This is a genomic window from Streptomyces sp. PA03-5A (assembly GCF_033792725.1).
Lineage (GTDB): Bacteria > Actinomycetota > Actinomycetes > Streptomycetales > Streptomycetaceae > Actinacidiphila.
Genome location: NZ_JARAVL010000001.1, coordinates 334,555 through 359,504, shown reverse-complemented (window position 1 = coordinate 359,504; position 24,950 = coordinate 334,555). Strand labels below are relative to the sequence as shown.

21 protein-coding genes are annotated in these 24,950 nt (G+C 73.3%); 7 read left to right on the top strand and 14 right to left on the bottom strand.

The annotated features are described in order from the left end of the window. Positions 1–4: 4 nt before the first annotated feature. From PV410_RS01660 to PV410_RS01635, 6 genes are all read right to left on the bottom strand, one after another. Complete coding sequence (locus PV410_RS01660) at positions 5–628, bottom strand: LysE family translocator (protein WP_500321802.1); 624 nt, start codon at positions 626–628, stop codon at positions 5–7. A 4-nt stretch (positions 629–632) separates the two neighbouring features. Next, positions 633–2,702 carry a spermidine synthase gene (locus PV410_RS01655; RefSeq protein ID WP_500321801.1) on the bottom strand — a complete coding sequence of 690 codons (2,070 nt, stop codon included), beginning with the start codon at positions 2,700–2,702 and terminating at the stop codon, positions 633–635. Positions 2,703–2,800: 98 nt separating this feature from the next. Next, on the bottom strand, positions 2,801–3,208 hold the full coding sequence (gene msrB / locus PV410_RS01650; RefSeq protein WP_499514609.1) for a peptide-methionine (R)-S-oxide reductase: 408 nt from the start codon (positions 3,206–3,208) through the stop codon (positions 2,801–2,803). Between the two features lie 14 nt (positions 3,209–3,222). Then, positions 3,223–4,614, bottom strand: coding sequence for a UDP-N-acetylmuramate--L-alanine ligase (murC, locus tag PV410_RS01645; protein WP_500321799.1), 1,392 nt, complete (start codon positions 4,612–4,614; stop codon positions 3,223–3,225). A gap of 79 nt (positions 4,615–4,693) precedes the next feature. Then, positions 4,694–5,167, bottom strand: a complete 474-nt coding sequence (locus PV410_RS01640; protein ID WP_500321798.1) for an indole-3-glycerol phosphate synthase — start codon at positions 5,165–5,167, stop codon at positions 4,694–4,696. A 197-nt stretch (positions 5,168–5,364) separates the two neighbouring features. Then, a complete protein-coding gene (locus PV410_RS01635) occupies positions 5,365–6,141 on the bottom strand; it encodes a pyrimidine reductase family protein (RefSeq protein WP_500321796.1) in 777 nt (258 codons plus the stop codon). An 86-nt stretch (positions 6,142–6,227) separates the two neighbouring features. Between PV410_RS01635 and zapE the strand changes: the two genes are divergently transcribed. Both zapE and PV410_RS01625 read left to right on the top strand, forming a co-directional pair. Then, positions 6,228–7,331, top strand: coding sequence for a cell division protein ZapE (gene zapE, locus PV410_RS01630; protein WP_500321794.1), 1,104 nt, complete (start codon positions 6,228–6,230; stop codon positions 7,329–7,331). 147 nt (positions 7,332–7,478) lie between these two features. After that, a complete protein-coding gene (locus PV410_RS01625; protein ID WP_500321792.1) occupies positions 7,479–8,357 on the top strand; it encodes a PPK2 family polyphosphate kinase in 879 nt (292 codons plus the stop codon). Between the two features lie 19 nt (positions 8,358–8,376). Here PV410_RS01625 and PV410_RS01620 read toward each other — a convergent pair whose 3' ends face one another. The 3 genes from PV410_RS01620 to PV410_RS01610 are packed head-to-tail and all read right to left on the bottom strand — an operon-like array spanning position 8,377 to position 11,223. After that, positions 8,377–8,514 (bottom strand): hypothetical protein, encoded by a 138-nt coding sequence (locus PV410_RS01620; protein ID WP_431967014.1) that lies wholly within the window; start codon positions 8,512–8,514, stop codon positions 8,377–8,379. Between the two features lie 13 nt (positions 8,515–8,527). Then, a complete protein-coding gene (gene treZ / locus PV410_RS01615; RefSeq protein WP_500321790.1) occupies positions 8,528–10,285 on the bottom strand; it encodes a malto-oligosyltrehalose trehalohydrolase in 1,758 nt (585 codons plus the stop codon). Between the two features lie 29 nt (positions 10,286–10,314). Then, positions 10,315–11,223: a GNAT family N-acetyltransferase gene (locus PV410_RS01610; protein WP_500321789.1), complete on the bottom strand. Its 909-nt coding sequence runs from the start codon at positions 11,221–11,223 to the stop codon at positions 10,315–10,317. A gap of 237 nt (positions 11,224–11,460) precedes the next feature. On the opposite strand from PV410_RS01610, the gene PV410_RS01605 reads away from it, so the two are divergent. Then, on the top strand, positions 11,461–12,015 hold the full coding sequence (locus PV410_RS01605) for an FHA domain-containing protein (RefSeq protein ID WP_499514617.1): 555 nt from the start codon (positions 11,461–11,463) through the stop codon (positions 12,013–12,015). A gap of 28 nt (positions 12,016–12,043) precedes the next feature. Here the strand turns inward: PV410_RS01605 and PV410_RS01600 are convergent, their stop codons facing one another. From PV410_RS01600 to glgX, 4 genes are all read right to left on the bottom strand, one after another. Continuing rightward, positions 12,044–12,580: a hypothetical protein gene (locus PV410_RS01600; RefSeq protein WP_500321788.1), complete on the bottom strand. Its 537-nt coding sequence runs from the start codon at positions 12,578–12,580 to the stop codon at positions 12,044–12,046. Between the two features lie 44 nt (positions 12,581–12,624). Then, positions 12,625–13,107, bottom strand: coding sequence for a VOC family protein (locus PV410_RS01595; protein ID WP_500321787.1), 483 nt, complete (start codon positions 13,105–13,107; stop codon positions 12,625–12,627). Between the two features lie 929 nt (positions 13,108–14,036). Then, entirely contained in the window at positions 14,037–16,433 is a 2,397-nt protein-coding gene (gene treY, locus PV410_RS01590; RefSeq protein ID WP_500321786.1) for a malto-oligosyltrehalose synthase, read from the bottom strand. A 51-nt stretch (positions 16,434–16,484) separates the two neighbouring features. Continuing rightward, positions 16,485–18,605: a glycogen debranching protein GlgX gene (glgX, locus tag PV410_RS01585; protein WP_500321785.1), complete on the bottom strand. Its 2,121-nt coding sequence runs from the start codon at positions 18,603–18,605 to the stop codon at positions 16,485–16,487. Positions 18,606–18,948: 343 nt separating this feature from the next. On the opposite strand from glgX, the gene PV410_RS01580 reads away from it, so the two are divergent. The 4 genes from PV410_RS01580 to PV410_RS01565 all read left to right on the top strand — a co-directional run bounded on the left by PV410_RS01580 (position 18,949) and on the right by PV410_RS01565 (position 23,299). Further along, the gene (locus PV410_RS01580) at positions 18,949–19,680 is read left to right on the top strand and encodes a Tat pathway signal sequence domain protein (RefSeq protein ID WP_500321784.1); all 732 of its coding nucleotides are present in this window, start codon (positions 18,949–18,951) and stop codon (positions 19,678–19,680) included. A gap of 19 nt (positions 19,681–19,699) precedes the next feature. Continuing rightward, positions 19,700–20,992 carry a copper amine oxidase gene (locus tag PV410_RS01575; RefSeq protein WP_500321783.1) on the top strand — a complete coding sequence of 431 codons (1,293 nt, stop codon included), beginning with the start codon at positions 19,700–19,702 and terminating at the stop codon, positions 20,990–20,992. A gap of 124 nt (positions 20,993–21,116) precedes the next feature. Beyond that, a complete protein-coding gene (locus tag PV410_RS01570) occupies positions 21,117–22,364 on the top strand; it encodes an SAV2148 family HEPN domain-containing protein (protein ID WP_499514625.1) in 1,248 nt (415 codons plus the stop codon). A gap of 221 nt (positions 22,365–22,585) precedes the next feature. Next, positions 22,586–23,299, top strand: a complete 714-nt coding sequence (locus PV410_RS01565) for a 3'-5' exonuclease (protein ID WP_500321782.1) — start codon at positions 22,586–22,588, stop codon at positions 23,297–23,299. Here PV410_RS01565 and PV410_RS01560 read toward each other — a convergent pair. Then, positions 23,280–24,911: a PQQ-binding-like beta-propeller repeat protein gene (locus tag PV410_RS01560; protein ID WP_500321781.1), complete on the bottom strand. Its 1,632-nt coding sequence runs from the start codon at positions 24,909–24,911 to the stop codon at positions 23,280–23,282. The genes PV410_RS01565 and PV410_RS01560 overlap by 20 nt on opposite strands. Positions 24,912–24,950 lie beyond the last annotated feature (39 nt).

The following is a 24,950-nucleotide window of genomic DNA, read 5'->3' as shown; positions in this document are numbered from 1 at the left end:
CCGCTCAGCCCTCCAGGGCCATCCGGACGCCCAGCGCGACCAGCACGCCACCGGACACCGCCTCCAGGCGGCGCCGCACCGCGGCGCGACTGAACACCGCCCTCAGGCGGTCGACGAACCAGACGTACGCCCCGTAGTAGCCGACCTCGTAGACCGCCCACAGCGCCGCGAGCGCCACCATCGCGGGGAGCTGGGGCGCGCCGGAGGGCACGAACTGCGGCAGGAACGACATCGCGAAGACCGCCGCCTTGGGATTGGCCAGGTTCATGCCGAGCCCGGCGCGGTAGGCCGCCCACGGCGTCAGCGTCACGTCCTCACCCGCCGCGGCCCGCTCGGGATCCGGGCCGCGGCGGGCGGCACGCAACGCCTGGACGCCGAACCAGATCAGGACGGCGGCGCCGACGACCCGCACGACGTCGTAGGCGAGCTGTGAGGCCGCGAGGAGCGCGGTGAGGCCGAAGGCGGCGCACAGCCCCCAGACGAACACACCGGTCTCGTTGCCGAGGACGGTCGCGAAGCCGGCCCGGCGGCTGCGCAGGGAGTGCCTGATGATCAGCACCGTGCTCGGCCCGGGGGCCGCGGCGATCAGGGTGCAGGCACCGAGGAAGGGCAGCAGGACGCTCAGCATCCCGTCATGGTGCTGCAGCGGGACCCTCGCGCACCAGCCGGTTTCCGTGCGCCGTGGCGTCCTGCCGGCCCTGCCCCGCGCCGTCGCCGCCGGCGGGGCCACCGCCACCGGACAGCCGCATCGCGACGCAGGCCCCGGCGTACAGCACGGCCACCAGGATCAGCAGCGCGCGGTAGCCGGTGAGCAGCGCCAGGTACTCCAGGGTGCCGCCGGTCAGCGCGCCCAGGAGGTTGGCGCCGAAGGCGGCGGTCGGGTCCGGTGCCTGGGCGAGGCGGTCGGAGAAGATCAGGTTGGCGCAGAAGATCGGCGCGAAGGCGAGCGCGACGGCCGCCGCCAGCCGTGCCGCGAAGGGCAGCGACAGCACGGCCTGCGCCGGGACCAGCCAGCCGACGGCGAGCGTGACGAAGAGCAGGATCTGCAGGGCCGTCTGGTTGAGCCGGCGCATGCGGCGCCGCACCTCGACGGCGGCCAGCACCGCCAGCAGCACCCCGATGAAGACCAGCGCGTTCACCAGCCAGGTGGTGCCGAAGTACAGGGCGAAGCCGATGACGTTCTTGGTCTCCAGCAGCAGGAAGGCCGCGCCCATCAGGAACATGTCGGCGTAGCGCAGCGTCCCGCGCAGCCGCACCCCGGCCAGCCGCACCGAGATCACGGTGACCAGCAGGATCAGGCCGAGCGCGCCGAGGTAGAGGCTCGGCACGGTGCGGTGCAGGAGGTAGGGGAACGGGTGGTCGTCGTCCGCGGGCGGCGGCACCGCCCCGCTGGCCCGCCAGACCGTCCCGCACGTCTGGTCGGCCGGCGTCAGCCCGGCCACGAGGACCGCGGCGCGCTTGCTGTACTCCGTCATGCACGGGGCGTGCCCGAAGACCTGGTCCAGGCTTCCCGCGAAGCGGTCGATCAGCCAGTTCTGGCGGTAGTAGTTGTACATCGCGAACGCGCCGCCGGGCGCGAGGTGGTCACGTGCCGACTCGAAGGCCTGCTTGGTGAAGAGGTAGCTCTCCAGCCGCAGGTTGCTCGCGCCCGACACCAGCGTCAGCGAGTCGGGCAGCGCCAGCACGACGAGGTCGTACTTCGTCTTCGTCCGCTCCAGGAAGGCCCGCCCGTCGTTGATGTGGACGTGCACCCGCGGGTTCTCGTACGGCCGCGCGGGGTGCAGCTGCGCCCCGATCTCCTGCAGCCGCGGGTCGATCTCGACGGCGTCCACGTACTGCGCGCCGTTGGCCAGGGCGACGGCGACGTCGTTGCCGTTGCCCGCGCCGATCACCAGCACCTTGCGGTGCGGATTGTCCGGGGTCTCCCGGTAGGCCTGCTCGTACGGCGAGTTGGGCTGCTGCAGCACCTTCAGCGGCGCGATGCTCTGGTGCGGCACGCCGTTGGCGGCGATCTTGTACGTCCGGGAACTGGTGCCCGGCTCCGGGCGGGTCAGCTCGATCTTGTAGTACGGCGACCAGGACACCCCCGGCGCCAGCGACTCGAAGAGCAGCGCCAGGACCATCGCCGCCAGCGGCAGCGCGTACCGCAGCGTGTTCCGCCGGCCGCCGAGGACCAGCAGCGCCGCAGCGGCGATCAGCCCCCACACCAGGGAGGGCGCGCGCAGCCAGGACACCCCCGCGAAGGCCACGGAACCGGTCAGCGAGCCGAGCAGGTCCCACCGGTACGCCTCCAGCGACGGCAGTTGCCGGAACAGATCGGCGGTGATCTTGCCGATCGCCATCATCGCGAACGCCACCAGCAGGAAGAGCACCGGCAGCGTCACCCACTGCGGCAGCCCGGTGGTCCTCACCGCCGTGAAGTAGATGATGTCGCCGCTGCTCTGCCGCACCTGGACAGGGAACTCCCGCACCAGCACCACGAGCACGGCCAGCGGCAGCGGCGCCCACCGCTTGAGCCACCGGCCGCGTTCCGCCGCGATCAGGAAGCCCAGCCCGATCCCCAGGAACGAGCCGAGCAGGATGAAGTTGGAGAAGTAGCTCAGATGGACGACGTTCGCGCCCGCCCACCGGATCAGCGCCAGTTCGACGAAGAGCATGGTGGCGCTGGCCAGCAGCAACCTGGCCCGTACGTGGTGTTCCATGCCGGGCCACGTTGCCACCCGGTGGGCGGGGAGTCGACGTACGCGCCCCGCGTGGCGCGTCCGCCCCACGCGAGGGGCCTAGCCGTCGGATTTCGTGATCAGTCCTCCACGGGGGCCAGCCGCAGCGAGATCGAGTTGATGCAGTACCGCTGGTCCGTCGGGGTGTCGTAGCCCTCGCCCTCGAAGACGTGGCCCAGGTGCGAGCCGCAGCGGGTGCAGCGGACCTCGGTGCGGACCATGCCCATCGAGCGGTCCTCGATCAGCTCGACGGCCTTGCTGTCCTTCGGGTCGTAGAAGGACGGCCAGCCGCAGTGCGACTCGAACTTGGTGTCCGAGGTGAACAGTTCGGCGCCGCAGGCGCGGCACGAGTAGACGCCGCGGGTCTTGGTGTCGGTGTACTCGCCCACGAAGGGACGCTCCGTGCCCGCCTGGCGCAGGACCGCGTACTCCTGTGGCGTCAGCTCCTGACGCCACTGCTCCTCGGACTTGTCGACTTCGTACGCCATGGTCCTCCCTCTCCTCAGTTCTCCAGGCGCGCGAGGATGCGCGGACCGAGATCGGTCACGTCGCCCGCGCCCATGGTGAGAACAAGGTCACCGGGCTTGGCCATTCCGGCGACGACCTCGGGGACCGCTTCCTTGTCGTGTTCCGCGGTGACGTCGGCGCCCGCCGCGACGGCCGCGTCGATGATCAGGTCGCTGGTGATGCCGGGGATCGGGTCCTCGCGGGCCGGGTAGATGTCCAGCACCACGGAGGCGTCGGCGAGCGCGAGGGCCCGGCCCATTTCGCGGCCCAGCTCCTGGGTGCGGCTGAACAGGTGGGGCTGGAAGACCACGACGATGCGCCGGTCGTCCGCCGCCTCGCGCAGGGCCTGCAGGTCCGCGGTCATCTCGGTCGGGTGGTGCGCGTAGGAGTCGATCACCTGGACGCCCGCGGCGGTGCCCTTCAGCTGCAGCCGGCGCTTCACCCCGGTGTAGGTGCCGAGCGCCTTGGCCAGGCCCTCCGCCGGGACGCCCAGCGCGACGCCCGCGGCCAGGGCGGCGACCGCGTTGTGGGCGTAGTGGCGGCCGGGCACGGAGACGGTGAAGGTGTGCTCCTCGCCGCCCAGGCGGACGGTGACCTCGCTGGACATCCCGTGCGGGGTGATCCGCAGGATCCGCACGTCGGCCTGCTCGTCCTCGCCGACGCGCACGATGGTCAGCCCCTCGCGGCCCGCCACCCGGGCGGCCAGCTCCCGCGCGCCGGAGTGCTCGCCGACGACCAGGGTGCCACCGGGGACGATCTTGCCGACGAAGACCTCGAACGACTCGTGGATCTCGTCCATCGACGCGTAGTTCGCGTGGTGGTCGAGCTCCACGTTGAGCACGATCGCCACCTCGGGGTCGTACTTCTGGAAGCTGCGGTCGCTTTCGTCCGCCTCCGCCACGAAGATCTCGCCGGTGCCGTGGTGGGCGTTGGAGCCCGGGGCGTCCAGGTCGCCGCCGATGGCGTACGACGGGTCCAGGCCCAGCGCGGACAGGCTCACCGCGAGCATGGAGGTGGTGGTCGTCTTGCCGTGCGTGCCGGCCACCGCGATCGGGCGCGAGCCCCCCATCAGCGCCGCCAGCGCGTCCGAGCGGTGCACCACCGGGATGCCGCGCCCGCGGGCCGCCACCAGCTCCGGGTTGTCCTCACGGATGGCGCTGGAGACGACCACGCAGGTCGCGTCCTGCGCGAGGTGCGCGGCCGAGTGGCCGATGTGGACGGTCGCGCCCAGCGCGCGCAGCGCCCCGGCCGTGTCGGAGTCCTTCGCGTCGCTGCCCGCGACGGCGGCGCCGCGCTGGGTCAGGATCTTCGCGATGCCCGACATCCCGGCCCCGCCGATCCCGATGAAGTGCGGTCGGTCCATACCGGGGGGAAGGGTGGGGCTCATGCGAGGTGCTCCCTGGAACTCACGAGGTCGGTCGTCGGCCGTCCCCGATTCTTCCACCAGTCGGGGACACGGCGTCCGCTCAGTCCTCCGCGTTGTGGGCGAACAGCTTCAGCACCGGCACGCCGACCTTGTGCCGGGCCCGGGAGGTCCAGTCGCGGTGGAAGAACTCCTCCACCAGGTGCGGGGCGGTCAGCACGATGACCTCGTCGGCGTGGGTCTGCTCGACCACCGACTTCATCAGCTCGATGGGGTGCCGCTCGACCACCTCGCCCACGGCCTCGCAGCCCGCCTCGCGCAGGGCGGTCAGGCTGTGGCTCAGCGCGCGCTCGGCGGGCATCAGGGCCTTGTCGCCCTCGGGGCGCTCGCGCTCGTGGACGGCCTTGTCGAGTTCGCCGAGGGCGACGTCGTCGATGGCCCGCAGCAGCCGGTCCTGGTCGCCGCGTGGCTGCATCAGGACGACGAAGGAGACGGGCTCGTCACCGTGGAGCGTGGTGACCAGATCCACATCGGCGGGGACGAGCGGCTGCTCGATCATGAGTACGGTCGTGAACACGGACGCGTCCTTCTCTCTCGCGGGCCGTCGGGCCTGCCACGGAAACCATCCTGCCCCGTCCGGGCGCGGGGCACGCGGGGACATCCGTTCCCGGGCCGTGGCACGCGGACGAGTGCGGGGCGGGCAATCGGCGCCATCCGGGTGAGGCCGGTGGCGTGGGCGGCCGGTGGCCGGTCCCGGTCGCACCGGGGGGCCGGTCAGCCGCGTACGTAGCGGGTGAACAGGAAGCCGTCCTCCTCCAGGATCGACACCGGGGTGTAACGGACGGGGTCGGTGATGCCGGGTCCGTTCATGATGCGCATGGCGTCACCGGCGGTCAGCAGCGGCGCGATCGTCAGGCACAGCTCGTCGACCACCCCGGCGGCGGCGAACTGGGCGAGCAGCCGGGGCCCGCCCTCGGTCAGCATCCGGCGCAGCCCCAGCGCGGCCAGCTCGCGCACCACGCGCGCCGGCTCCACGCCCGTGCCCGAGCCGGCCCGGACGACCCGTGCCCCCGCCTTCCCGGCCGCCGCGACCCGGTCGGCCGGGGCGTCCTCGCCGGTCAGCAGGAGGGTCGGCACCAGCGGATCGGTGAACAGCGGCAGCGAGAAGTCCAGGTCGAGCCGGGCGCTCACCACGGCGATCGCGGCGGCCGGGCCCTGTCCCGCCGCGGCCCTGCGGGCCGCGAAGGCCTCCCGGGCGCGGGCCGGGCGGTAGCCCTCCTGCCGCACCGTCTCCGCGCCGACGACCACCACGTCGGCCAGGGCCCGCAGCACCCCGAACACCCGCATGTCGGCGTCCGAGGAGAGCGGCTGGGAGCGTCCGTCGTGCCGGGCCGCGCCGTCCAGCGACGACACCATGTTCGCCCGCAGCCAAGGCTCCCCGCCTGCCGGTTCCGGGTACGCGTAGGCGTCGGCCAGCGCCTCCGGCGTGTCCAGGGTCTCGGCGGGTGCCGGTGCGGCAGCGGTCGCGGGGGCGGGGAAGAGGCGGCGCATGGCTGCAGTCTTCCACGCCCCCCACGCAGTGGGGTCGGCCACACGGCGGCGGGAGGACCACCGGCGAGGCACTAGGCTGGAGTGCTGTGTCCTCGTCCTTCGCCGCCGCGCAAGCATCCAGCCCGATACCCGGCGGGACGCCGCCCGTCTCGCTGAGCGGACGCGAGCCGCACGTCCCGGCGGACCGGCTGGTGGCCGAGATGGTGCCGCCGCCGCGCTTCGACTCCGTACGGTTCGACACCTACCTCCCGGACCCGAAGCAGCCGAGCCAGGCCCAGGCCGTCGGCACGCTGCGGGCCTTCGCGGAGGGGCTGGGCGCCCCCGCCGACGGCGGGCGCAAGCGCTGGTTCCGGCGTCAGGCCGCACCCGCCGCCCCGGCCGGACCCGGCGGGGTCTACCTCGACGGCGGCTACGGCGTGGGCAAGACCCACCTGCTCGCCTCGCTGTGGCACGCCACGCCCGCGCCGCGCGAGCAGAAGGCCTTCGGCACCTTCGTGGAGCTGACCAACCTCGTCGGCGCCCTCGGCTTCCAGCAGGCCGTGCAGGCGCTCAGCGGGCACCGGGTGGTCTGCATCGACGAGTTCGAACTCGACGACCCCGGCGACACCGTGCTCGTCTCGACCCTGCTGGGCAAGCTGGCCGACGCCGGGGTGAAGCTGGCCGCGACCTCCAACACCCTGCCCGGCAAGCTCGGCGAGGGCCGGTTCGCGGCCGCCGACTTCATGCGCGAGATCCAGGGCCTGTCCGCCCGCTTCCGGTCGCTGCGCATCGACGGCGAGGACTACCGCCACCGCGGCCTTCCCGAGGCCCCCGCGCCGTACACCGACGAGCAGGTCACCGCTGCCGCGGGCCGCACCCCGGGCGCCTCCCTGGACGACTTCGGCGCCCTCCTCGCCCACCTCGCCCGGGTCCACCCCAGCCGCTACGGCGCGCTCTGCGACGGCGTCGAGGCGGTCTTCCTGCGCGGCGTCGGTCCCGTGGAGGACCAGGCCACCGCGCTGCGCCTGGTCGTCCTGGCCGACCGGCTCTACGACCGCGAGGTCCCCGTCATGGCCTCCGGCCGGCCCTTCGACGGCATCTTCAGCGAGGAGATGCTCGCCGGCGGCTACCGCAAGAAGTACTTCCGGGCCATCTCCCGCCTCACCGCCCTCGCCCGCGACGCCGAGCGGCTCGCCACCCCGGACGCCTGAGCTCCGCTCCCGGCGGTGCGCGCGGCGCCCGGGCCGTGACACCCGTGGCTCCCGGACGCGTTGGCGGCGCCGGGGGATCCGGCGCACCATCGGATCACCGGACCGGAGCCCGCGGGGAGCGGGGAGGGTCCCCCGGAGGGAGGCGCGGTGACGAAGAGGAGCCCGGACACCGCATCCGGAACCAGGCCCGGGCTGCGCGCGAAGCTGCGGGTCCCGTCGGGCGGCGGCCCCGTGCGGCTGCGGTCGTACGACCCCCGCGCCACGCCGGGCGGCCCGGCCGGCAAGGCCGAGGCGCTGGCGTGCGTGCCGTACGCACGCGGCCGGATCACGGCGCTGCAGGAGCGGCTCTTCGCACAGAGCACGGCGGGCGACCCGCGTTCGGTCCTCGTCCTGCTCCAGGGCATGGACACCTCGGGCAAGGGCGGCGCCGTACGGCACCTCGCGAGCCTGCTCGACCCCGCGGGGTGCCGCATCACCGCCTTCAAGGCCCCGACGGCGGAGGAACAGGCCCACCACTTCCTGTGGCGCGTCGAGCGGGCCCTGCCCGGTCGCGGGCGGATAGGGGTCTTCGACCGCTCCCACTACGAGGACGTCCTCGTGCCGCGGGTCAGGGGCCGGGCGCCGCGCTCGGTGTGGGAGGAGCGCTGCGAGACCATCAACTCCTTCGAGGCCTCGCTCGCCGACGACGGCGTCAGCGTCGTCAAGGTCTTCCTGCACATCAGCCGCGAGGAGCAGCGCACCCGCCTGCTGGAACGGCTGGACAACCCCTGCAAACACTGGAAGTTCGGCCCCGGCGACCTGGAGGACCGGGCGATGTGGCCCTCCTACCAGCAGGCGTACGAGGACGTGCTCGGACGCTGCTCCACGGAGGCCGCGCCCTGGTACGTCGTCCCCGCCGACCGCAAGTGGTACCGGAACTGGGCCGTCGGGCGGCTGCTGATGGAGCACCTGGAACTGATAGACCCGGTGTGCCCGCCCGCGTCCTTCGACGTCGAGGTCGCCCGCAAGCTGCTGCTGGAGGACTGACCCCACCGGGCCGCGCGGTTCAGCCGCTGCAGGCCGTGCGCTGGGCCTCGTGCCAGGCGCAGACCGGGCAGAGGGTCGCGCCCGGCTGCGAGTCGGGGTACTCGGTCGGGTCGCCGCAGTGGACGCAGATCGCGCGGGGCTCGTCGTCGGTCGTCACCCGATCAGGGTAATCAGCGCTCACGGAGCACGGCGACCGAGTGGCCGGGCAGGTGGAGGCAGCCGGTGTCGGCGGGCGGTGGTCCGGGACGCCAGGCGGCGACCGGGACGTAGCCCGGAGGGTCGGCGCGGCCGGGGTGGTGGAGGGGGACCAGCGCCTCCTCGGGGGAGAAGTTGACGGCGATCCGGAAGCGTCCGCGGTCCAGCCGCAGGGTGTGCTCGCCCACGGTGACGTGGACGGCGTCCAGGGCGGGGTCGGTCAGCTCGGGCTCGGCGTGGCGCAGCGCGATGAGCCGCCGGTACCAGGCCAGCAGTTCCGCGTGCGGCTCCCGGGCGGGTTCTGACCAGTCCAGGCAGGAGCGCAGCCGGGTCGCCGGGTCCTGGGGGTCGGGGATGTCCTCGGCCTTCCAGCCGTGCTCGGCGAACTCGCGGCGGCGGCCCCGGGTGATGGCGGCGGCGAGCTCGGGGTCGTCGTGGTCGGTGAAGAACTGCCAGGGCGTGCGGGCGCCCCACTCCTCGCCCATGAACAGCATCGGCGTGTACGGGGAGGTGAGGACGAGCGCGGCGGACGCGGCGAGCAGCCCCGCAGGGACGCTCGCGCCGAGGCGGTCACCGGTGGCGCGGTTGCCGATCTGGTCGTGGGTCTGGGTGTAGGCGAGGAAGCGGTGGCCCGGGGTGGTCGTCAGGTCGACGGGGCGGCCGTGGGCGCGGCCGCGGAAGCTCGAGTGGGTGCCGTCGTGGAAGAAGACCCGGCGCAGTGCCTTGGCCACGGCGGTCACCGGGGAGACGGCGAAGTCCGCGTAGTACGCCTGGGCCTCGCCGGTGACGGCGGTGTGCAGGGCGTGGTGGAAGTCGTCGTTCCACTGGGCGTGCACACCCAGGCCGCCGGCCTCGCGCGGGTCGGTGGTGCGCGGGTCGTTGCGGTCGGACTCGGCGATCAGGAAGAGCGGGCGGCCGACCGCGGCCGACAGGGCGTCGACGGAGGTGGAGAGCTCCTCGAGCAGGTGCACCGCGCGGGTGTCGACGAGGGCGTGGACGGCGTCGAGCCGCAGCCCGTCGAGGCGGTAGTCGCGCAGCCAGGACAGGGCGCTGCCGACCAGGAAGTCGCGCACCTCGTCGGAGCCGGGGGCGTCGAGGTTGACGGCGTCGCCCCACGGGGTGTGGTGGCGGTCGGTGAAGTACGGCCCGAAGGCGGGCAGGTGGTTGCCCGAGGGGCCGAGGTGGTTGTGGACGACGTCCAGCACCACCCCGAGCCCGTGGCCGTGCGCGGCGTCCACGAAGCGCTTGAGCCCGTCGGGGCCGCCGTAGGGCTCGTGCACGGCCCACAGCGACACGCCCTCGTACCCCCAGCCGTGCGTGCCGGGGAACGGGCAGAGCGGCATCAGCTCGATGTGGGTGATCCCCAACCCGGCCAGGTACGGAAGGTGTTGGACCGCGGCGTCGAAGGTCCCGTCGGTGGTGAAGGTGCCGACGTGCAGCTCGTAGAGGACCGCGCCGGGCAGCGGGCGGCCCGCCCACTCGTGGGCCCAGGCGAAGCGGTCGTGGTCGACGACCGCGCTCGGGCCCTCCGGCCCGTCCGGCTGCCGCCGGGAGCGGGGGTCGGGCCGCGGTGGGCCCCCGTCCAGCGCGAAGGCGTAGCGCGTACCGTGCCCGGCGGGCACGTCCGCGTACCACCAGCCCTGGCGTTCGGGGTCGCGCTCCATGTCGTGAGCCCGGCCGTCGACCCGTACCTCCACCTCACCGGCGTCCGGTGCCCACACGTCGAAGCGCATGGGCACCATGCTGCCCGCCGTCCGGGGGGTCACACCAGGTTGACGCGCTCCCCGGCGACCGGATAACCCGCCTTGGCGAAGTGCGCCGCCATCGGCGCGTTGCCCTGGTCGGTGGCGGCGGCGATCCGCTCGGCGCCGTGTCCGGCCAGGTCGTTCGTGCACTCGACCAGCAGGTCGTAGGCGTAGCCGTGGCCGCGCTGCTCCGGCAGGACACCGATGAAGCCGACGCAGAACGCACCCGGGTTGCGCCCCGGCACCTGGATGCCGGCGAGCTCGCCCTCCGGGGTGTACGCCAGGCGCCACCACTCGCGGGGCGACTGCAGCCAGTTGAGGAACTCCAGCTCCTCGCGGGCGGCCGCGTCCGGGCCGTGCAGCCGCACCATGCGGCGGGTGTGCGCGTCGAGGCTGCCGACCCCGATGCGCCTCAGTACGTCCAGGATCACGCCGTCGTCCGGCTCCGGCCGGTACTCGAGCCGTCCGGTGCGCTCGGGCAGCCCGCACTCGGGGGTCCAGACGTAGCGGTAGCGTTCGACGAGCAGCTCCATGCCGGAGACGATCGCCGCGTCGATGCGGGACTGGGCGGCCTCGCGGACCTCGCGCCGCTCCCGCCAGCCGGGGGGCAGCACCAGCTCGTACTCGGCCTTGAGCGGCGCCGTCCGCAGCAGCCGTACGGCCGCGTCGGCGTCGGTGAAGTCGAACCAGTCGAGCGCTATCGGCTTCTCGTCGGCCGGAGCCGCCCACCAGGCCGCGCGGGCGACCACGACGCCGTCGCGCAGGGCCACCCAGGTCCAGTCGGGACGGTACTCGCCGCCCTCGTCGGTCATGGCGTAGGAGTGACCCATCAGGGACCGGCCGACCAGGCCGTGGTCCTCGGGGGTCAGGGAGTGGAAGAGGTGCGATTCGCCCGCGACGAGCGGGCGGAAGACCAGATCGGTCATGAAGGAGAAGTCCTCACGGAAGAGCGGAGCGCTCCCGGTCAGACGGAGTACGCCCTGCGGACAACGGGGCGGGAGCGCGGAACGGTGAACAGGCACATGGCTTCCGCCTCCTTCCTCGGTCAAGGGCGTGTGCCCACCGTAGCCATCAGCCTCCGCGGCGTCCACGCAATTAACGGCGCGGCCGCACGGGCCGCACCTTCTGGACACCCCGGCCTCCGCGGCCCGACAATCACGCAGGTGAGCTATGAGTTCCCCACGCACCCGGCGCGTCCCACGGACGCCGAACGCGAGCGCGCCATCGAGGTACTCCGTGAGGGGGCCGTCGACGGGCGGCTGTCGCACGACACCTTCGTGCGCCGCATGGGACTCGCGCTCAAGGCGCGCCACTCCGACGAGTTGGCCGCCCTCGTCGCCGACCTGCCGCCCGCACAGGGACGTTGGGCCCGGCTGACCGGTTCGATCGTCCGCGCCGTCACCAAGACGTCGGCCTTCCGCGCCCGTATGCGGCAGGCCTGGGCCGTCCAGCAGCTGCCGCCCCTGCTGCTGCCCGCCCCCGGGCCCTTCCCGGTGCGGATCGGCCGGGACCTGTCGTGCACCTTCCGGCTCAGCCACTCCTCGACGTCCCGTTTCCACGCCGAGCTCAGCCACGAGGGCGGGCTGTGGGTCCTGCGCGACCTCGGTTCGATGAACGGCACGTGGGTCAACGGCCACCGCGTCATGGGTGCCGCGGCCGTCCGCCCCGGTGACCAGGTCACCTTCGGCGCGATGAGCTTCCGCCTCACCACCGCCTGAGGCCGCGCCGGCTTCGGGCTTCCGGGCCTCAGGGCCGGAACAGCGGCTCGTACGGCTCGTGATCGTCGTCGTCCACGTACGGCAGGAAGTCCGGCGCCGTGCGCGCAGCCGTCGCCTGCAGCCGGGCGACGACCTCCTCGACCGGAGGGAGCGTCAGCCCGAGGGCCGCAGCCACCTCTTCGCGCTGCCGGTCCAGGTCCGGGTGGTCCTCGCGCACCTCGGCCTCCAGCTCCTCCAGGGGGAGTCCCGAGTCCACCTCCCGCCACCACATCGGGCAGGACACGATCAGCTCGACCGCTTCCGCCAGGTCCTCGCCGATCAGCGCCGCCTGCCCCTCGGAGTCCGCGTACACCACGGGCCGCCCGGCGTCGCCGGGCTCACCGCAGAGGAAGAACGTGCCGCCGGCGCCGTCGCCGGCTATGGGGCGCATCACGAGGCCCGAGGGCAGGCGCACGTCCTCGACCGGGTCGCGGCGGGTGATGTCGAAGTCACCGGGCCAGGCGAGGTGCTGTGCCGCGACCGGGTCGTTCTCGATGCGGATGAGCAGGGCTTCCGAGGCGTCCATGGCAGGACGTTAACAGCGGGGTCCGACAGTGAGGCCCGCGTCGCTCAGGCGGTGCGGGACCGGAGCAGCGGCTCGCGGCCGCCCGCGAGGCGCAGGACCTGCCCGCGGCACGGCGGCGGCCCCTCGTCGGCGGTCGCGAAGCGCAACTCGTGGCCGTCCGGGTCGTGCAGCTGCGCCAGGAGCCAGCCGCGGGCGGTGCGGACGACGGCGCCGCGCGGCTCGCCGAGCGCGTCCAGACGGGCGGCCAGCGCCTCCAGCGCGGGGAGGTCGGGGACGCCCAGCGAGAACCACGCGAAGCCCGCGGAGGCGGCGGCGAGGGCGGGGTCGTGGCGCAGGCACAGCACGGGTCCGCCGCCGGGGTGGGCCATGGCGATGCCGGCGAAGGCGCCGCCCTCCGTGAACTCCGCGATCCGGTGGTGGCCCAGCACCCGTTCGTACCACGCCTCCGAACGGGCCGGATCGCCGACGGGCAGCGTGACGTGGTGCACCCCGGCGAGACGCGGGATGAAGGGAATATCGGTATACATGCCGCATACCGTACAGCGCGCCCGGTCGTGCGACTCGGGGTCAGCAACGGCGTGCCGCACGGCGGTTGACGGTCCATCAGTGGCCAGCGGCCGTGCCGCCGGGGTCGACGACGACGTCGTAGGCCGGCGTGGTCAGCGAGTGCAGGGGCGAGTCGAGCTTCTCCGTGCGCAGGATGCAGGATGCAGGTGCCCGGCGCCAGGTCGGCGATCGGCTGGTACCGGCCCGTGAACCAGGGCTCCGTCCCCGTCCAGTAGCCGGACCCCAGGCTGTGCTTGAGGACCCACCCGCCGGGCAGGACGACGGCCGGGTACACCGGTCCCAGCGCGTCCTGGGTGAGGGCGAACGACGGTCCGGCGTGCGCGTCCGCGCCGGGCGCGGCGGGCAGGGTGAACGAGAAGTACCGGACGTTGAAGGGCGAGCCCGGGTCAGCGGCGCGCAGCCCTCGGCGACCACGGGACCGTCGACGACGCCGAGCTGCAGCGGGTCGGTGAAGGTGCCGCTGCCTGGCAGGGCGTCGCAGCTCGTCGCCCGGGGCCGCCCGCCGGCGCCCCGTCCGGGTCGACGGACGGACCGGCGCCGTCGGAGGGGGTTCCGGCCGGCGTGCCGTCCTCGGTGACCACCGCGTCGGACGGCTCCACGGCGGACGGCGACGGCGCGGTGCTCTCCGGGACGGGCGGGGTGCCGTCCGGAGCGTTCACGGAGGATCCCGTCGACGGTGGTTCCGCGGCAGCCGTGCGGACGGGGGCGGACCCGCCGCCGCAGCCGCCCGCCAGCAGCACGGCGGCGAGCGCCGGCACGCACTTCCGGAGCATGGACGTCCCTTCCCCCGCGCCGCCGGGGGGTGCCCCGACGGCGCTCAATGGGCGGGACATTACCGGCTTTCGTGCTCCGTATCCGTCTGTACCGGAAATCTCCCGCCCCCGGGACCTCACTCGTCGACGTCACGCACCAGCAGGCCCACCGGCAGGCGGTCCAGCAGCTCCGCCAGCGGCACCACGGCCTGGAACGGACGGCCCGTCAGCACCTCCGTCCAGGCCCCCTCCGGCAGCACCAGCTCCGTTCCGCGCCAGCCCCCGGCGTGCGCGAGCCGCCGGGACAGCCGGGTGACGACCGTGAGCGCCCGCCCGCCGCGGACGAAGGCCACGCAGTGCTCCCCGGCCGGGCCGCGCGCGTACAGCGGCTCGTACGAGGCCTCCGGGCCGGTGAACCACTGCGGGCGGGCCCGGCGCAGGCGCAGCGCGAACTCGGTCACCCGCCGCTTCTCGCTCGGGTCGCCCTCCGCGGTGCCCGGGTCGTACGGGTGGCGGTTGGCGGGGTCGACGAGCAGCAACTGCCGTTCCTCGTCGCCCTGGTAGACGTCGGGCACGCCCGGCATCGTCAGGTGCGCCAGGTGCGCGCCGAGGACGTTGACGCGTTCGGGCCCGCGCAGGGCGCGGTCGATGCGCCCGGTGGCGAAGGCGGCCGGTCCGCCGACCAGTTCACGGACGAAGCCGGTCAGCTCCTGCTCGTACTCCGGACGCTGGTCGGTCCACGAGGTGCGCAGGCCCGCCTCGCGCTCCGACTTGAGCATGGTGGCGGTCACCGGCTCCGCGGCACCGGGGTCACAGAAGACCGCCGCGTACTGCCAGGCCTGGTACTCCGCATGACGCGCCGGGAGCGGTACCCCGCGGTGCTCCAGGTACTCCCGCAGGTCCGCCGAGACCTCGCCCAGCCAGCCGGACCACTCGCCGGGCAGCTCGCTCAGCGCGGCGAGCCGGGCGCGGACGTCGGCGCTGCGCTTGGTGTCGTGGGTGGAGCGCACCGTCCCGGTCAGCGGCCAGTCGCGCCGCAGCCGCTCGCAGAAGGCGTGGAAGTCCTCGGGCGAGGTGGCGGGACGGTCCGGCTCGCGGCCGACCTCGTTGAGGCTGAGCAGGGGGTGGTAGCGGTAGAAGGCGGTGTCCTCGGCGGACTTGGCGCGCAGCGCCGAACAGACCTGGGCGAAGCGCACCACGAAGTCCGCGGCGGCCTCCCCGCCGCCCGGGTGCCGGCCCAGCGCCAGGTCGCACACCGTCCCGGCCGCCGGGTGCCCGGCGGCACCGGCCGCGGCCTCCAGCAGGGCGGTGTCCTCCGCGTCCGCGGGCTCGCCGGGGACGACGTACGGGCGGTAGCGCGGCAGCCGGACGAGCGTCGCCTCGATCGCCTCGCGCAGTGCGGCGGGCTCCAGCCCGGTGGCGCGGACCGCGGAGCGGGTCAGCCGGTCCACCTCCGCGGCCAGGTCGTGCGTGACGATGCGTTCGGCGGCGGCCCGTACGGTCGGCTGCCACTCGCCGCCCGCGTCGGCGGGGGCGGCGGTGAACGCGCGGTAGAAGCGGGTGATCTCCTCGACGCCCGCCGGGTCGGTGAACAGCCCGTCGAGGCGGTCCAGGGCGTCGTAGCCGGTCGTGCCGGAGCAGGCCCAGTCGGCCGGCAGCCGTTCGTCGCCGGTGAGGATCTTCTCCACGACCGTCCAGCGGCCGCCGGAGGCGTCCGCCAGCCGCCGCAGGTAGCCGGCGGGGTCGGCGAGGCCGTCCGGGTGGTCGATGCGCAGTCCGTCGGCGACACCTTCGTCCAGCAGGCGCAGCAAGGTGGCGTGGGTGGCGGCGAAGACCTCGTCGTCCTCGACGCGGACCGCGATGAGCTCGGAGATGGTGAAGAAGCGCCGGTAGTTCAGCTCGGTGCGGGCCTGCCGCCACCAGGCGAGCCGGTACCACTGGGCGTCGACCAGCGCGCGCAGCGGCAGCTCCTCGGTGCCGGGGCGCAGCGGGAAGGCGTGGTCGTGGTAGCGCAGCACCCGCTCGCCGGCGGCGCGGTCGCGTTCGACGCGCAGGTCGGGCAGTACTTCCTCCAGCGGGCCGCCCAGAACCGGCAGCAGCAGCCGGTCGCCCTGCGCCGCCCAGTCGACGTCGAACCAGCGCGCGTACGGGGACCGCGGCCCGTCCCGCAGCACCTCCCACAGCGGCCGGGCCAGATGCTCGGGCGCCGGCACCGCCATGTGGTTGGGGACCACGTCCAGGACGAGCCCGAGGCCGTGCGCCCGGGCGGTGCGTGCCAGCGCGCGCAGCCCCTTCTCGCCGCCGAGTTCCTCGCGCACCCGGGTGTGGTCGACGACGTCGTAGCCGTGCGTGGAGCCGGGCACGGCCTGCAGCACGGGGGAGAGGTGCAGGTGGGAGACGCCGAGCGCCGCCAGATGGGGGACGACGGCCTCGGCCGCGGCGAAGGGGAAGTCGGGCTGGAGCTGGAGCCGGTAGGTGGCGCTCGGCACGGAGGGGACGACAGCGGTCGGCGGGGTCGCGGCGCTTTCTGTCATGGTGGACTGACTACCCCGCCGACCGGTGCGCCCATCACATCGGGCGGCCGGTTACGCCGGGCGCTGCAGGACCATCATGCTGCGGTCGGCCAGCCGCAGCCGGTCGCCCTGGGTCACCTTGCGCCCCGAGCCGGGGGGCACGCCCTCCGACCGCTGGGTGTCCACGACCACCTGCCACTCCTTGCCGTGGTTCACCGGGACCACGAAGTCCAGCGGTTCGTACCAGGCGTTGAACATCAGCAGGAAGGAGTCGTCGCCGATCCGTTCCCCGCGGTCGCCGGGCTCGGAGATCGCGCTGCCGTTGAGGAAGACCACCAGGGCGTTGGCCTGGGTCTCCTGCCAGTCGTCCTGGGCCATCTCCTCACCCTCAGGGGTGAACCAGGCGATGTCCGAGAGGTCGTCGTGCGTGCCCTCGACCGGCCGCCCGTGGAAGAAGCGGCGGCGGCGGAAGACGGGGTGGTCGCGGCGGAGCCAGACCATCTGGCGGGTGAAGTCGTGCAGCCGCTCGGTGTCCGCGTCGCCCTCCTTGGGCCACGGTACCCAGGCCAGCTCGTTGTCCTGGCAGTAGGCGTTGTTGTTGCCCTGCTGGGTGCGGCCGAACTCGTCGCCGTGGGCGAGCATCGGCACCCCCTGGGAGAGCATCAGGGTGGCGATGAAGTTGCGCATCTGGCGCTCGCGCAGGGCGAGCACGTCCTCGTCCTCGGTCTCGCCCTCGGCGCCGCAGTTCCACGAGCGGTTGTGGCTCTCGCCGTCCCGGTTGTTCTCCCCGTTGGCCTCGTTGTGCTTGTCGTTGTACGACACCAGGTCGCGCAGGGTGAAGCCGTCGTGGCAGGTCACGAAGTTGATGGAGGCGAGCGGCCGGCGGCCGTCGTCCTGGTAGAGGTCGGAGGAACCGGTCAGCCGGGAGCCGAACTCGGCCAGCGTGGCCGGTTCGCCGCGCCACAGGTCGCGCACCGTGTCGCGGAACTTGCCGTTCCACTCCGTCCACAGCGGCGGGAAGTTGCCCACCTGGTAGCCGCCCTCGCCGACGTCCCAGGGCTCGGCGATCAGCTTCACCTGGCTGACCACCGGGTCCTGCTGCACGAGGTCGAAGAACGAGGACAGCCGGTCCACCTCGTGGAACTGCCGGGCGAGGGTCGCCGCGAGGTCGAAGCGGAAGCCGTCGACGTGCATCTCGGTGACCCAGTAGCGCAGTGAGTCCATGATCATCTGCAGCACGTGGGGACTGCGCATCAGCAGCGAGTTCCCGGTGCCGGTGGTGTCCGTGTAGTAGCGCGGGTCGTCGGCCAGCCGGTAGTACGAGGCGTTGTCGATGCCCCGGAAGCACAGCGTCGGCCCCAGGTGGCTGCCCTCGGCCGTGTGGTTGTAGACCACGTCGAGGATCACCTCGATGCCCGCCCGGTGCAGCTCGCGCACGGCCGTCTTGAACTCCAGCACCTGCTGGCCGCGGTCGCCCATCGAGGCGTAGGCGTTGTGCGGGGCGAAGAAGCCGATCGTGTTGTAGCCCCAGTAGTTGCGCATCCCCGCGTCCACCAGCCGGTGGTCGTGGACGAACTGGTGGACCGGCATCAGCTCCAGCGTCGTGACGCCCAGCTCCGTCAGGTGCGAGATCACCGCGGGGTGGGCGAGCGCGGCGTAGGTGCCGCGGATCTCCTCCGGGAGCTCCGGGTGGAGCATCGTCAGGCCCTTGACGTGCGCCTCGTAGATGACCGTGCGGTGGTAGTCGATGCGGGGGCTGCGGTCCTCGGCCCAGTCGAAGTACGGGTTCACCACCACCGAGGTCATGGTGTGGGGCGCCGAGTCCAGGTCGTTGCGGGACTCGGGCTCCCCGAAGCGGTAGCCGTACACCGCCTCGTCCCAGTCGATCGTCCCGCTTATCGCCTTCGCGTACGGGTCCAGCAGCAGCTTCGCGGAGTTGCAGCGGTGGCCCCGGGTCGGCTCGTGGGGGCCGTGGACCCGGAAGCCGTAGCGCTGACCGGGCATGATGCCCGGGAGGTACGCGTGGCGGACGAAGGCGTCCGCCTCCCGCAGCTCGACGGCGGTCTCCGAGCCGTCGTCGTGCAGCAGACACAGCTCGATCCGTTCCGCGGTCTCCGAGAAGACCGCGAAGTTGGTGCCGGCGCCGTCGTACGTGGCGCCGAGGGGATATGCCTGACCCGGCCAGACCTGCATGTCGTCGACTCTTCCACTTGTCCGCCGGGCGCCGGTAGGCCGCACCCCGGCCACTTCGGTGCCGAAAAGGGCATCGTCACGCAATTGGGCCCCTCCGGGCGTGGAATCGCCAAGATCTTCCCCGTTACGGGTGTCCCAATTCCCCTGCCTGCCGCAAGAATCCACCGTCCCGGGGCAACCTGTGCCGTCGAGGTCCCGTCGATAAGAGTGACAGTACGACACAGGGGAGATCTAAGTGACAGATCAGGGGGAAAGCCGCTCCTTACCGCGAAAGGGAGGGGCCGGGCGCGGTCTCAGGCGCGCCCTGTGGGGTGGCGGCGTCGCCGTCGCCGCCACCACGGTGATGATCGCCGTCACCCTGCCGCGTGACGCCGCCGGCGACGACCACTCCACGACGGGCGGCCCCGCCGCCGCGTCGGGAGCGCCGGGGCAGCAGGACGCGGGCAGCGGTGGGGTGATCGAGGACGACGCGCCCCAGGGTGGACAGCAGACCGGTCGCGGGCCTCTGACCAAGGCCGAGGTCGACCGGGCGAAGTCCATAGCCCTGCAGCGCGACGCGCTGCGCAGCGCGCAGGACGTGGACGGGGAGCGTGGACCGGAGTACCTCGACACCGACCTCGCCGAACCGGCCGACGCCACGCAGGCGTCCGCGGACCAGGCCCGCCGGGTCGAGGTGCTCTTCTACGACTACGGGCACGACCGGCTCGTGAAGAAGACCGTCAACCTCACCGCCGGCACCGTCGAGCACACCGACACCGCCACCGGCATGCAGCCGCCGCCCTCGAACGACGAGACCCGGGAGGCCGCGGAACTGCTCATCCGGGACGCCCTCGGCAAGGGCCTCCGCGCCGACTTCACGGCCGCCACCAAGGGCCGGGAGCTCACCTCGCCCGACCAGCTGCGGCTGCGCGGCATCTCGTTCAACACCGCCGAGCAGTCCGCCCCGGCCGGTTTGGCCAAGTGTGGCGAGCACCGGTGCGTACGGCTGTTCACACAGGTGAAGGACGGGCCGTGGATCGATACGACCCATCTGGTCGTCGACCTCAGCGATCGCACCGTCGGCCGAATCCACTAAGAGCGGAGACCCAGCAACCATGCGCACCACCAACGTGCGCCGGGCCATCGGTACGGCCTCGGCGCTCCTGCTCCTGCCCGCGCTCTTCGCGGGCTCCACGGCCGGCGAGGCCGGCGCGGCCCCCCGGGCCGGCACCGCGGCCGCGGTGGACTGCGGCACCGCCACCGCCATCACCAAGGCCCTGCCGAACGGCACCAGCTGGAGCATGTGCTGGCGCATCAGCGGAACCAAGGGCCTGGTCCTGGAGAAGATCGCGTACAAGCCGAAGAGGGAACCGCAGCCGCTCAAGGTGCTGACCTCGGCCACGCTCGCGCAGGTCAACGTCCCGTACGACTCGGGGCTGACCGAGTACAACGATCTGTCCGACATCGGCTTCGGCAACACCGCGGTCGACATCGGCCCCGAGGAGTGCCCCGGCGGGACGATCAGCTCCGCCTACGTCCCGCAGCAGCAGCGGAACGTCAAGGCGCTGTGCACCACCACCGCCCCGCACGGCTACGCCTACCGCAGCGACGTGTACGACGACCAGGGCAACTCCACGAAGTACACCAAGCAGGGCAGCGACCTGGTGGTCTTCTCCGTCTCCCAGCTCGGCTGGTACGAGTACGTCACCCAGTGGAACTTCTCCGACGACGGCACCATCACTGCCAAGATGGGCGCCACCGGTGACCTGTCGCCCGGCGACTACAGCGGAGAGGGCACCGGCTGGCCCATCGGCACCGGCGACCACGACCACTCCACCAGCCACTACCACTCGGTCTTCTGGCGGCTGAACTTCGGCCTGGACGGCTCCACGCAGGCCAAGGTCGAGCAGTTCGACACCAAGAAGGCCGGCCAGGGCTCCGGCTCCGCCGTCCTGAAGACCACCAGGACCCCGGTCACCAAGGAGCTGGCCGCCTCCTCCGCGCTGCGCCGCTGGTGGCGCGTGGTCTCCACGGCCGGCAAGAACGCCGACCGGCATCCGCGTTCCTGGGAGCTGGTCCAGCAGCACTCCGACCACTACGACGCCCACGCCTACACCTCGAAGGACGTGTACTTCACCCAGTACCGCGCCTGCGAGCAGCTGGCCAGCGGGAACAGCGACCCGGCCTGCAACGGGCGGGGGACCTCGGTGGACAAGTGGGCGGACGGGGAGGCCCTCAAGCACCCGGTGGTGTGGGTCAACGTCGGGTTCCACCACGTCCCGCGCGACGAGGACCAGAGCCCCATGCCGATCCACTGGCAGGGGTTCCAGCTCGCGCCACGCGACGTGACGGCCATGAGCCCGCTCACACCGGACGAGCTCTCGGGCCACAACGGGCAGGGACACTGAGCGTCCCGCCGCGCCGGACCCGGTAAGCATGTGGTGAAGTAGCGTCGTTACGGCTGCACCGCCTCCCGCCCCGCAGTACCCTTCCTTGATCGTGGACGGGGGCGGGAAGGCGGGTGCAGTCGTGATGTCGGGAGGTCTGGTGCTCCCCGGTGGTGGTGATCAGGGGGACCCGGGCGGCGGCATCGGCGAGGGAACCACCGGCACCACCTCCCTGGCACTGCCGTTGGAGATCGGAGCGGAACTGGACTGGGGCGCCGACGAGTGGTCCGAGGTGCGTACCCGCGCCCGGCGCGCCGGACGGGCCTACGTGTGGCTCAACCTCGTCGAACAGCGCCTGCGCGCCGTCGTCAACGCCGTGCTGCGCCCGATCTACGAACCCGTGCACGGCGACGAGTGGGTGGTCGCGGCCGCCGGCCCGGCCGGCCACGAGTGGGTGCAGCGGGCCGCCGCCGTGCGCGAGGTCAGCCGCCGCAAGGGGTTCCTGCTCGACCCGGCCGACGACAACATCCTCAGCTTTCTGACGCTGCCGCAGCTGCGTGAACTCGTCGTCCAGCACTGGCCGTGCTTCGAGCCGTACCTTGACGACCGCCGGGAACTCGAACTCGCCCTGGACGAGCTGGAGGTGGCCCGGCACGTCGTCTCCCGCAACCGTGCCCTGTCCCGCACCGTGCTGGACCAGGCCGAGCGGGCCGCCGCCCGGCTGCTGGACATGCTCGGCTCCGGACCCGGCTACCCCTCCGCCGAGCGGCTGCCGGTGGACGCCGTAGAAGAGCTCGTGGCCGACCGCTACGCCGACGTCGTCGGCGTCTACCCCGACCGGGTGCGGCTGCAGCGCCAGCTGCCCGCCGAGGACCTGTTCGGGGGCGCGCGACGCCTCGACGCCGTGGGCATCGGCCTCAACCTGCTGGTGCAGAACTACTCGGGCAAGCGGCTGGTGCGGCTGGCGGAGTCCGGCTGCCGGGTGCGGCTGCTCTTCCTCAACCCGGCGAGCAGCGCCGTCCGCCGCCGTGAACGCGAACTCGGCCTCGGCCGCGGCGAGCTCAGCCGCTCCGTGGAGATGAACATCATGCACATGCGGCGGGTCCGGGCCCGGCTGCGGGACACCGCCGCGTTCGAGATCCGGGTCTTCGACGAGACCCCGCGCTTCACCGCCTACCTCGTGGACGGCGACACCTCGGACGGCATCGCGGTCGTCCAGCCCTACCTGCGCAAGGCCCGCGGCATGGAGGCGCCGGTCCTCATCCTGCGCGGCGGGCCGCGGGAACTCGTGCAGATCAGGGCCGGCGAGGCCCCCGAGGCCGAGCACGGGCTGTTCGAGATCTACCGCGAGGAGTTCGAGGGCGTCTGGGCCGACTCCCGGCCGGTCTCCTGACGGCCCGGCGGCCGCCGCGGCCGGACCTCCCCCGCAGCCCGGCCGCAGGAGTGTCAGTGGCGCGCGGGATGATGGAGCGGCACACGGGGGAACTGCGGGAAGGACGTACGCCACATGGGCATGGGACGACGCCGGGCATGGCGGGCCGGCTCCGGACGGGGGAGAACCGCGGGCGACCGCCCGCGCGGCGCGGTGAGCGCCACGGTCACGGGGGGCGCGCGATGAGCTGGATCAGCGACGCGCTGGTCGCGTTCGACCTGGAGACCACCGGCACCGACGTCGAGACCGACCACATCGTCACCGCCGCCGTCGTACGGCTGGAGGCCGACGGGGCCGTCTCGCGGGAGTGGACCTGGCTGCTCGACCCGGGCGTGGCCATACCCGAGCAGGCCTCCGCGATCCACGGCATCTCGACCGCCCACGCCCGTGCGCACGGCGCCCCGGCCGGTGCGGCGGTCGAGGAGATCGCCCGCACCGTGGCCGAGGTACTGCGCTCGGGCACACCGCTGGTGGTGATGAACGCACGCTACGACCTGTCGTTGCTGGACCGCGAGTGCCGGCGGCACGGCGTCGCGTCGGTCAGCGAACGGCTGGGCGGCGTGCCGTCGCCGGTCATCGACCCGCTGGTCATCGACAAGCACGTCGACAAGTACCGCAAGGGCAGGCGGGCGCTGCAGGCGCTGTGCGCCCACTACGGCGTGCAACTGGAGGGCGCCCACGACGCGCGGGCCGACGCGGTGGCCGCGGCCCGCGTGGTGCGCCGCATGGGGGAGCGGCACGAGCCCGTCGGCCTGATGCCGCTGGCGGACCTGCACGCCCTTCAGGTCCGGGCGGCGGCCGAGCAGTCGGCCTCCCTCCAGGCGTACCTGCGGCGCACCGCCGACCCGGCGGCCGTCGTCGAGCAGGCCTGGCCGGTCATCCCCCGGCCGAGGTGACCTGGGGGTCCGCCGGCGCGACCGGGGCGCAGTCGAGGATCCGCCCGTCCACGGTCCCGACCAGGAACCTGCCGGCACCGGCCGCCGCGAGGGACAGGGGCACGACCACCTGACCGTCGACGCGCAGCCGGTGCCGTCGGCGCGGGCTGCCGGTGCGTGCGTCGAGCGCCACGACCTCCCCGGACCGGTGCGCGGCGTAGACGGTGTCCTCGTCGGCGTCCAGGGCCGTGACCGGCTCGTCGGCGGCGAACACCCACTCCGGCGTGCCGTCCGGGAACCGGCGCCGCACCACGAAGGCGTTCCGTGCCGGGGCCTCGCCCGCGTCGCGGACCACGGCGGCCTGGACCAGCGCGTCGCCGTCCAGCCGGACGGCCGGTCCGGGGAAGAGGTGGGAGCCGCGCCCGGGTTCCCAGTCGAGGGGGAAGAGCCTGCGCAGCTCCGGCTCGGCGTCCGCTGCCCCGCCGTCGAGCGCGCCGACCCACGCCCGGCCCCGCGGCACACCGTGGAGGTCCCGCACGAAGAGCAGTTCAGCGCCGCGCCGCAGACGGAAGTCGCTCGCCGTCAGCGTGAAGCGCGCCGCCTCGGTGCCGTCGGGGGCCAGCAGCCGGGTCGCGCCGCCCCCCTGATCCGGCCCTCCCTGCCGGACGGCGAGCCGGCCGTCACGGCTGCCGGTGAACGTCACCGCGTGACCGGGCTCGAAGGCCTCCAGCAACCGCCCGTCCGCCAGGGACACCCGCTGCACCAGCGTGCCGGAGCGCTGCCACCCCTGCCCCGACGGGCGCAGGGTGTGCCGGACGTTGACCCAGGCCGACCGCTGGTCGGCGGCCACGTGGATCTGCTGCCCGCCGTCCGGGTCGGGCACCGACCACTGGAGCTGCCCCGTCGGCAGCCGGCACTCCAGCAGCGCGCCCTCGGCCGTCGCCAGCACCCGGCCGTCGGCGAGCACCTCGACGGCCCGCACCTGACGGCGCGGCGCCCACGCCGTCCCCAGGGCGGTGCCACGCTCCGTCAGCAGGTCGCGGGCGTCGCCGCCCTCGGGGTACGCGTACGGCACCCGAGGGCCCATCACTTCGCGGTACCCGACGGAGCGGGCGGGCACCGCCCGCCAGTCCTCGCGCTCCAGGACGGACTCGAAGCCGTGGCTGAAGGCGTACTCGTGGTCCTTGTCCTCGGGGGTGACGACCAGCCGCAGGCGCCGCCCGTCCACCCACCGGACGGAGGTCACCTCGCGGCCGCCGTCCAGGACCGGCCGCACGTCGCCCGACTCCAGGTCCATCAGCAGCAGCTGGCCCTCGAAGTCCCAGCTGCCGTCGTAGCGGCCCACGCCCACGGCCACCAGCGGGAGGAGCGGATGGAAGGCGACGGAGTTCACCGGCCACGGGCACTCGTACACGTGCCGGCAGCGCAGGTCCCGGGCGTCGTAGACGCCGACGCGGTACCGGGGCCAGCGGTCGGTCCCCGCCCGCCCCGACTGCGGCCAGGAGATCCACCCCATGTCGCCGCCCACGACCAGGCGCCCCAGCCGCTCGTCCGCGACGGCGACGCGCGGTTCACCGACCTCCGCGAAGGGACGGTCGGCGAGGACACGACGCACGATCGAGGAATCTGACATGGACACCGCCCAGGCCGAAGGGGTGCCCATCCTCGCAGC

Bases quoted from the DNA above. Each gene is read 5' to 3' on its own strand.
- PV410_RS01660 (WP_500321802.1), bottom strand. From the start codon at position 628: ATGCTGAGCGTCCTGCTGCCCTTCCTCGGTGCCTGCACCCTGATCGCC.
- PV410_RS01655 (WP_500321801.1), bottom strand. From the start codon at position 2,702: ATGGAACACCACGTACGGGCCAGGTTGCTGCTGGCCAGCGCCACCATG.
- msrB (WP_499514609.1), bottom strand. From the start codon at position 3,208: ATGGCGTACGAAGTCGACAAGTCCGAGGAGCAGTGGCGTCAGGAGCTG.
- murC (WP_500321799.1), bottom strand. From the start codon at position 4,614: ATGAGCCCCACCCTTCCCCCCGGTATGGACCGACCGCACTTCATCGGG.
- PV410_RS01635 (WP_500321796.1), bottom strand. From the start codon at position 6,141: ATGCGCCGCCTCTTCCCCGCCCCCGCGACCGCTGCCGCACCGGCACCC.
- treZ (WP_500321790.1), bottom strand. From the start codon at position 10,285: ATGCGCTTCGACGTGTGGGCACCGGACGCCGGTGAGGTGGAGGTACGG.
- PV410_RS01610 (WP_500321789.1), bottom strand. From the start codon at position 11,223: ATGACCGATCTGGTCTTCCGCCCGCTCGTCGCGGGCGAATCGCACCTC.
- PV410_RS01600 (WP_500321788.1), bottom strand. From the start codon at position 12,580: ATGGACGCCTCGGAAGCCCTGCTCATCCGCATCGAGAACGACCCGGTC.
- PV410_RS01595 (WP_500321787.1), bottom strand. From the start codon at position 13,107: ATGTATACCGATATTCCCTTCATCCCGCGTCTCGCCGGGGTGCACCAC.
- treY (WP_500321786.1), bottom strand. From the start codon at position 16,433: ATGACAGAAAGCGCCGCGACCCCGCCGACCGCTGTCGTCCCCTCCGTG.
- glgX (WP_500321785.1), bottom strand. From the start codon at position 18,605: ATGCAGGTCTGGCCGGGTCAGGCATATCCCCTCGGCGCCACGTACGAC.
- PV410_RS01580 (WP_500321784.1), top strand. From the start codon at position 18,949: ATGATCGCCGTCACCCTGCCGCGTGACGCCGCCGGCGACGACCACTCC.
- PV410_RS01575 (WP_500321783.1), top strand. From the start codon at position 19,700: ATGCGCACCACCAACGTGCGCCGGGCCATCGGTACGGCCTCGGCGCTC.
- PV410_RS01570 (WP_499514625.1), top strand. From the start codon at position 21,117: ATGTCGGGAGGTCTGGTGCTCCCCGGTGGTGGTGATCAGGGGGACCCG.
- PV410_RS01565 (WP_500321782.1), top strand. From the start codon at position 22,586: ATGAGCTGGATCAGCGACGCGCTGGTCGCGTTCGACCTGGAGACCACC.
- PV410_RS01560 (WP_500321781.1), bottom strand. From the start codon at position 24,911: ATGTCAGATTCCTCGATCGTGCGTCGTGTCCTCGCCGACCGTCCCTTC.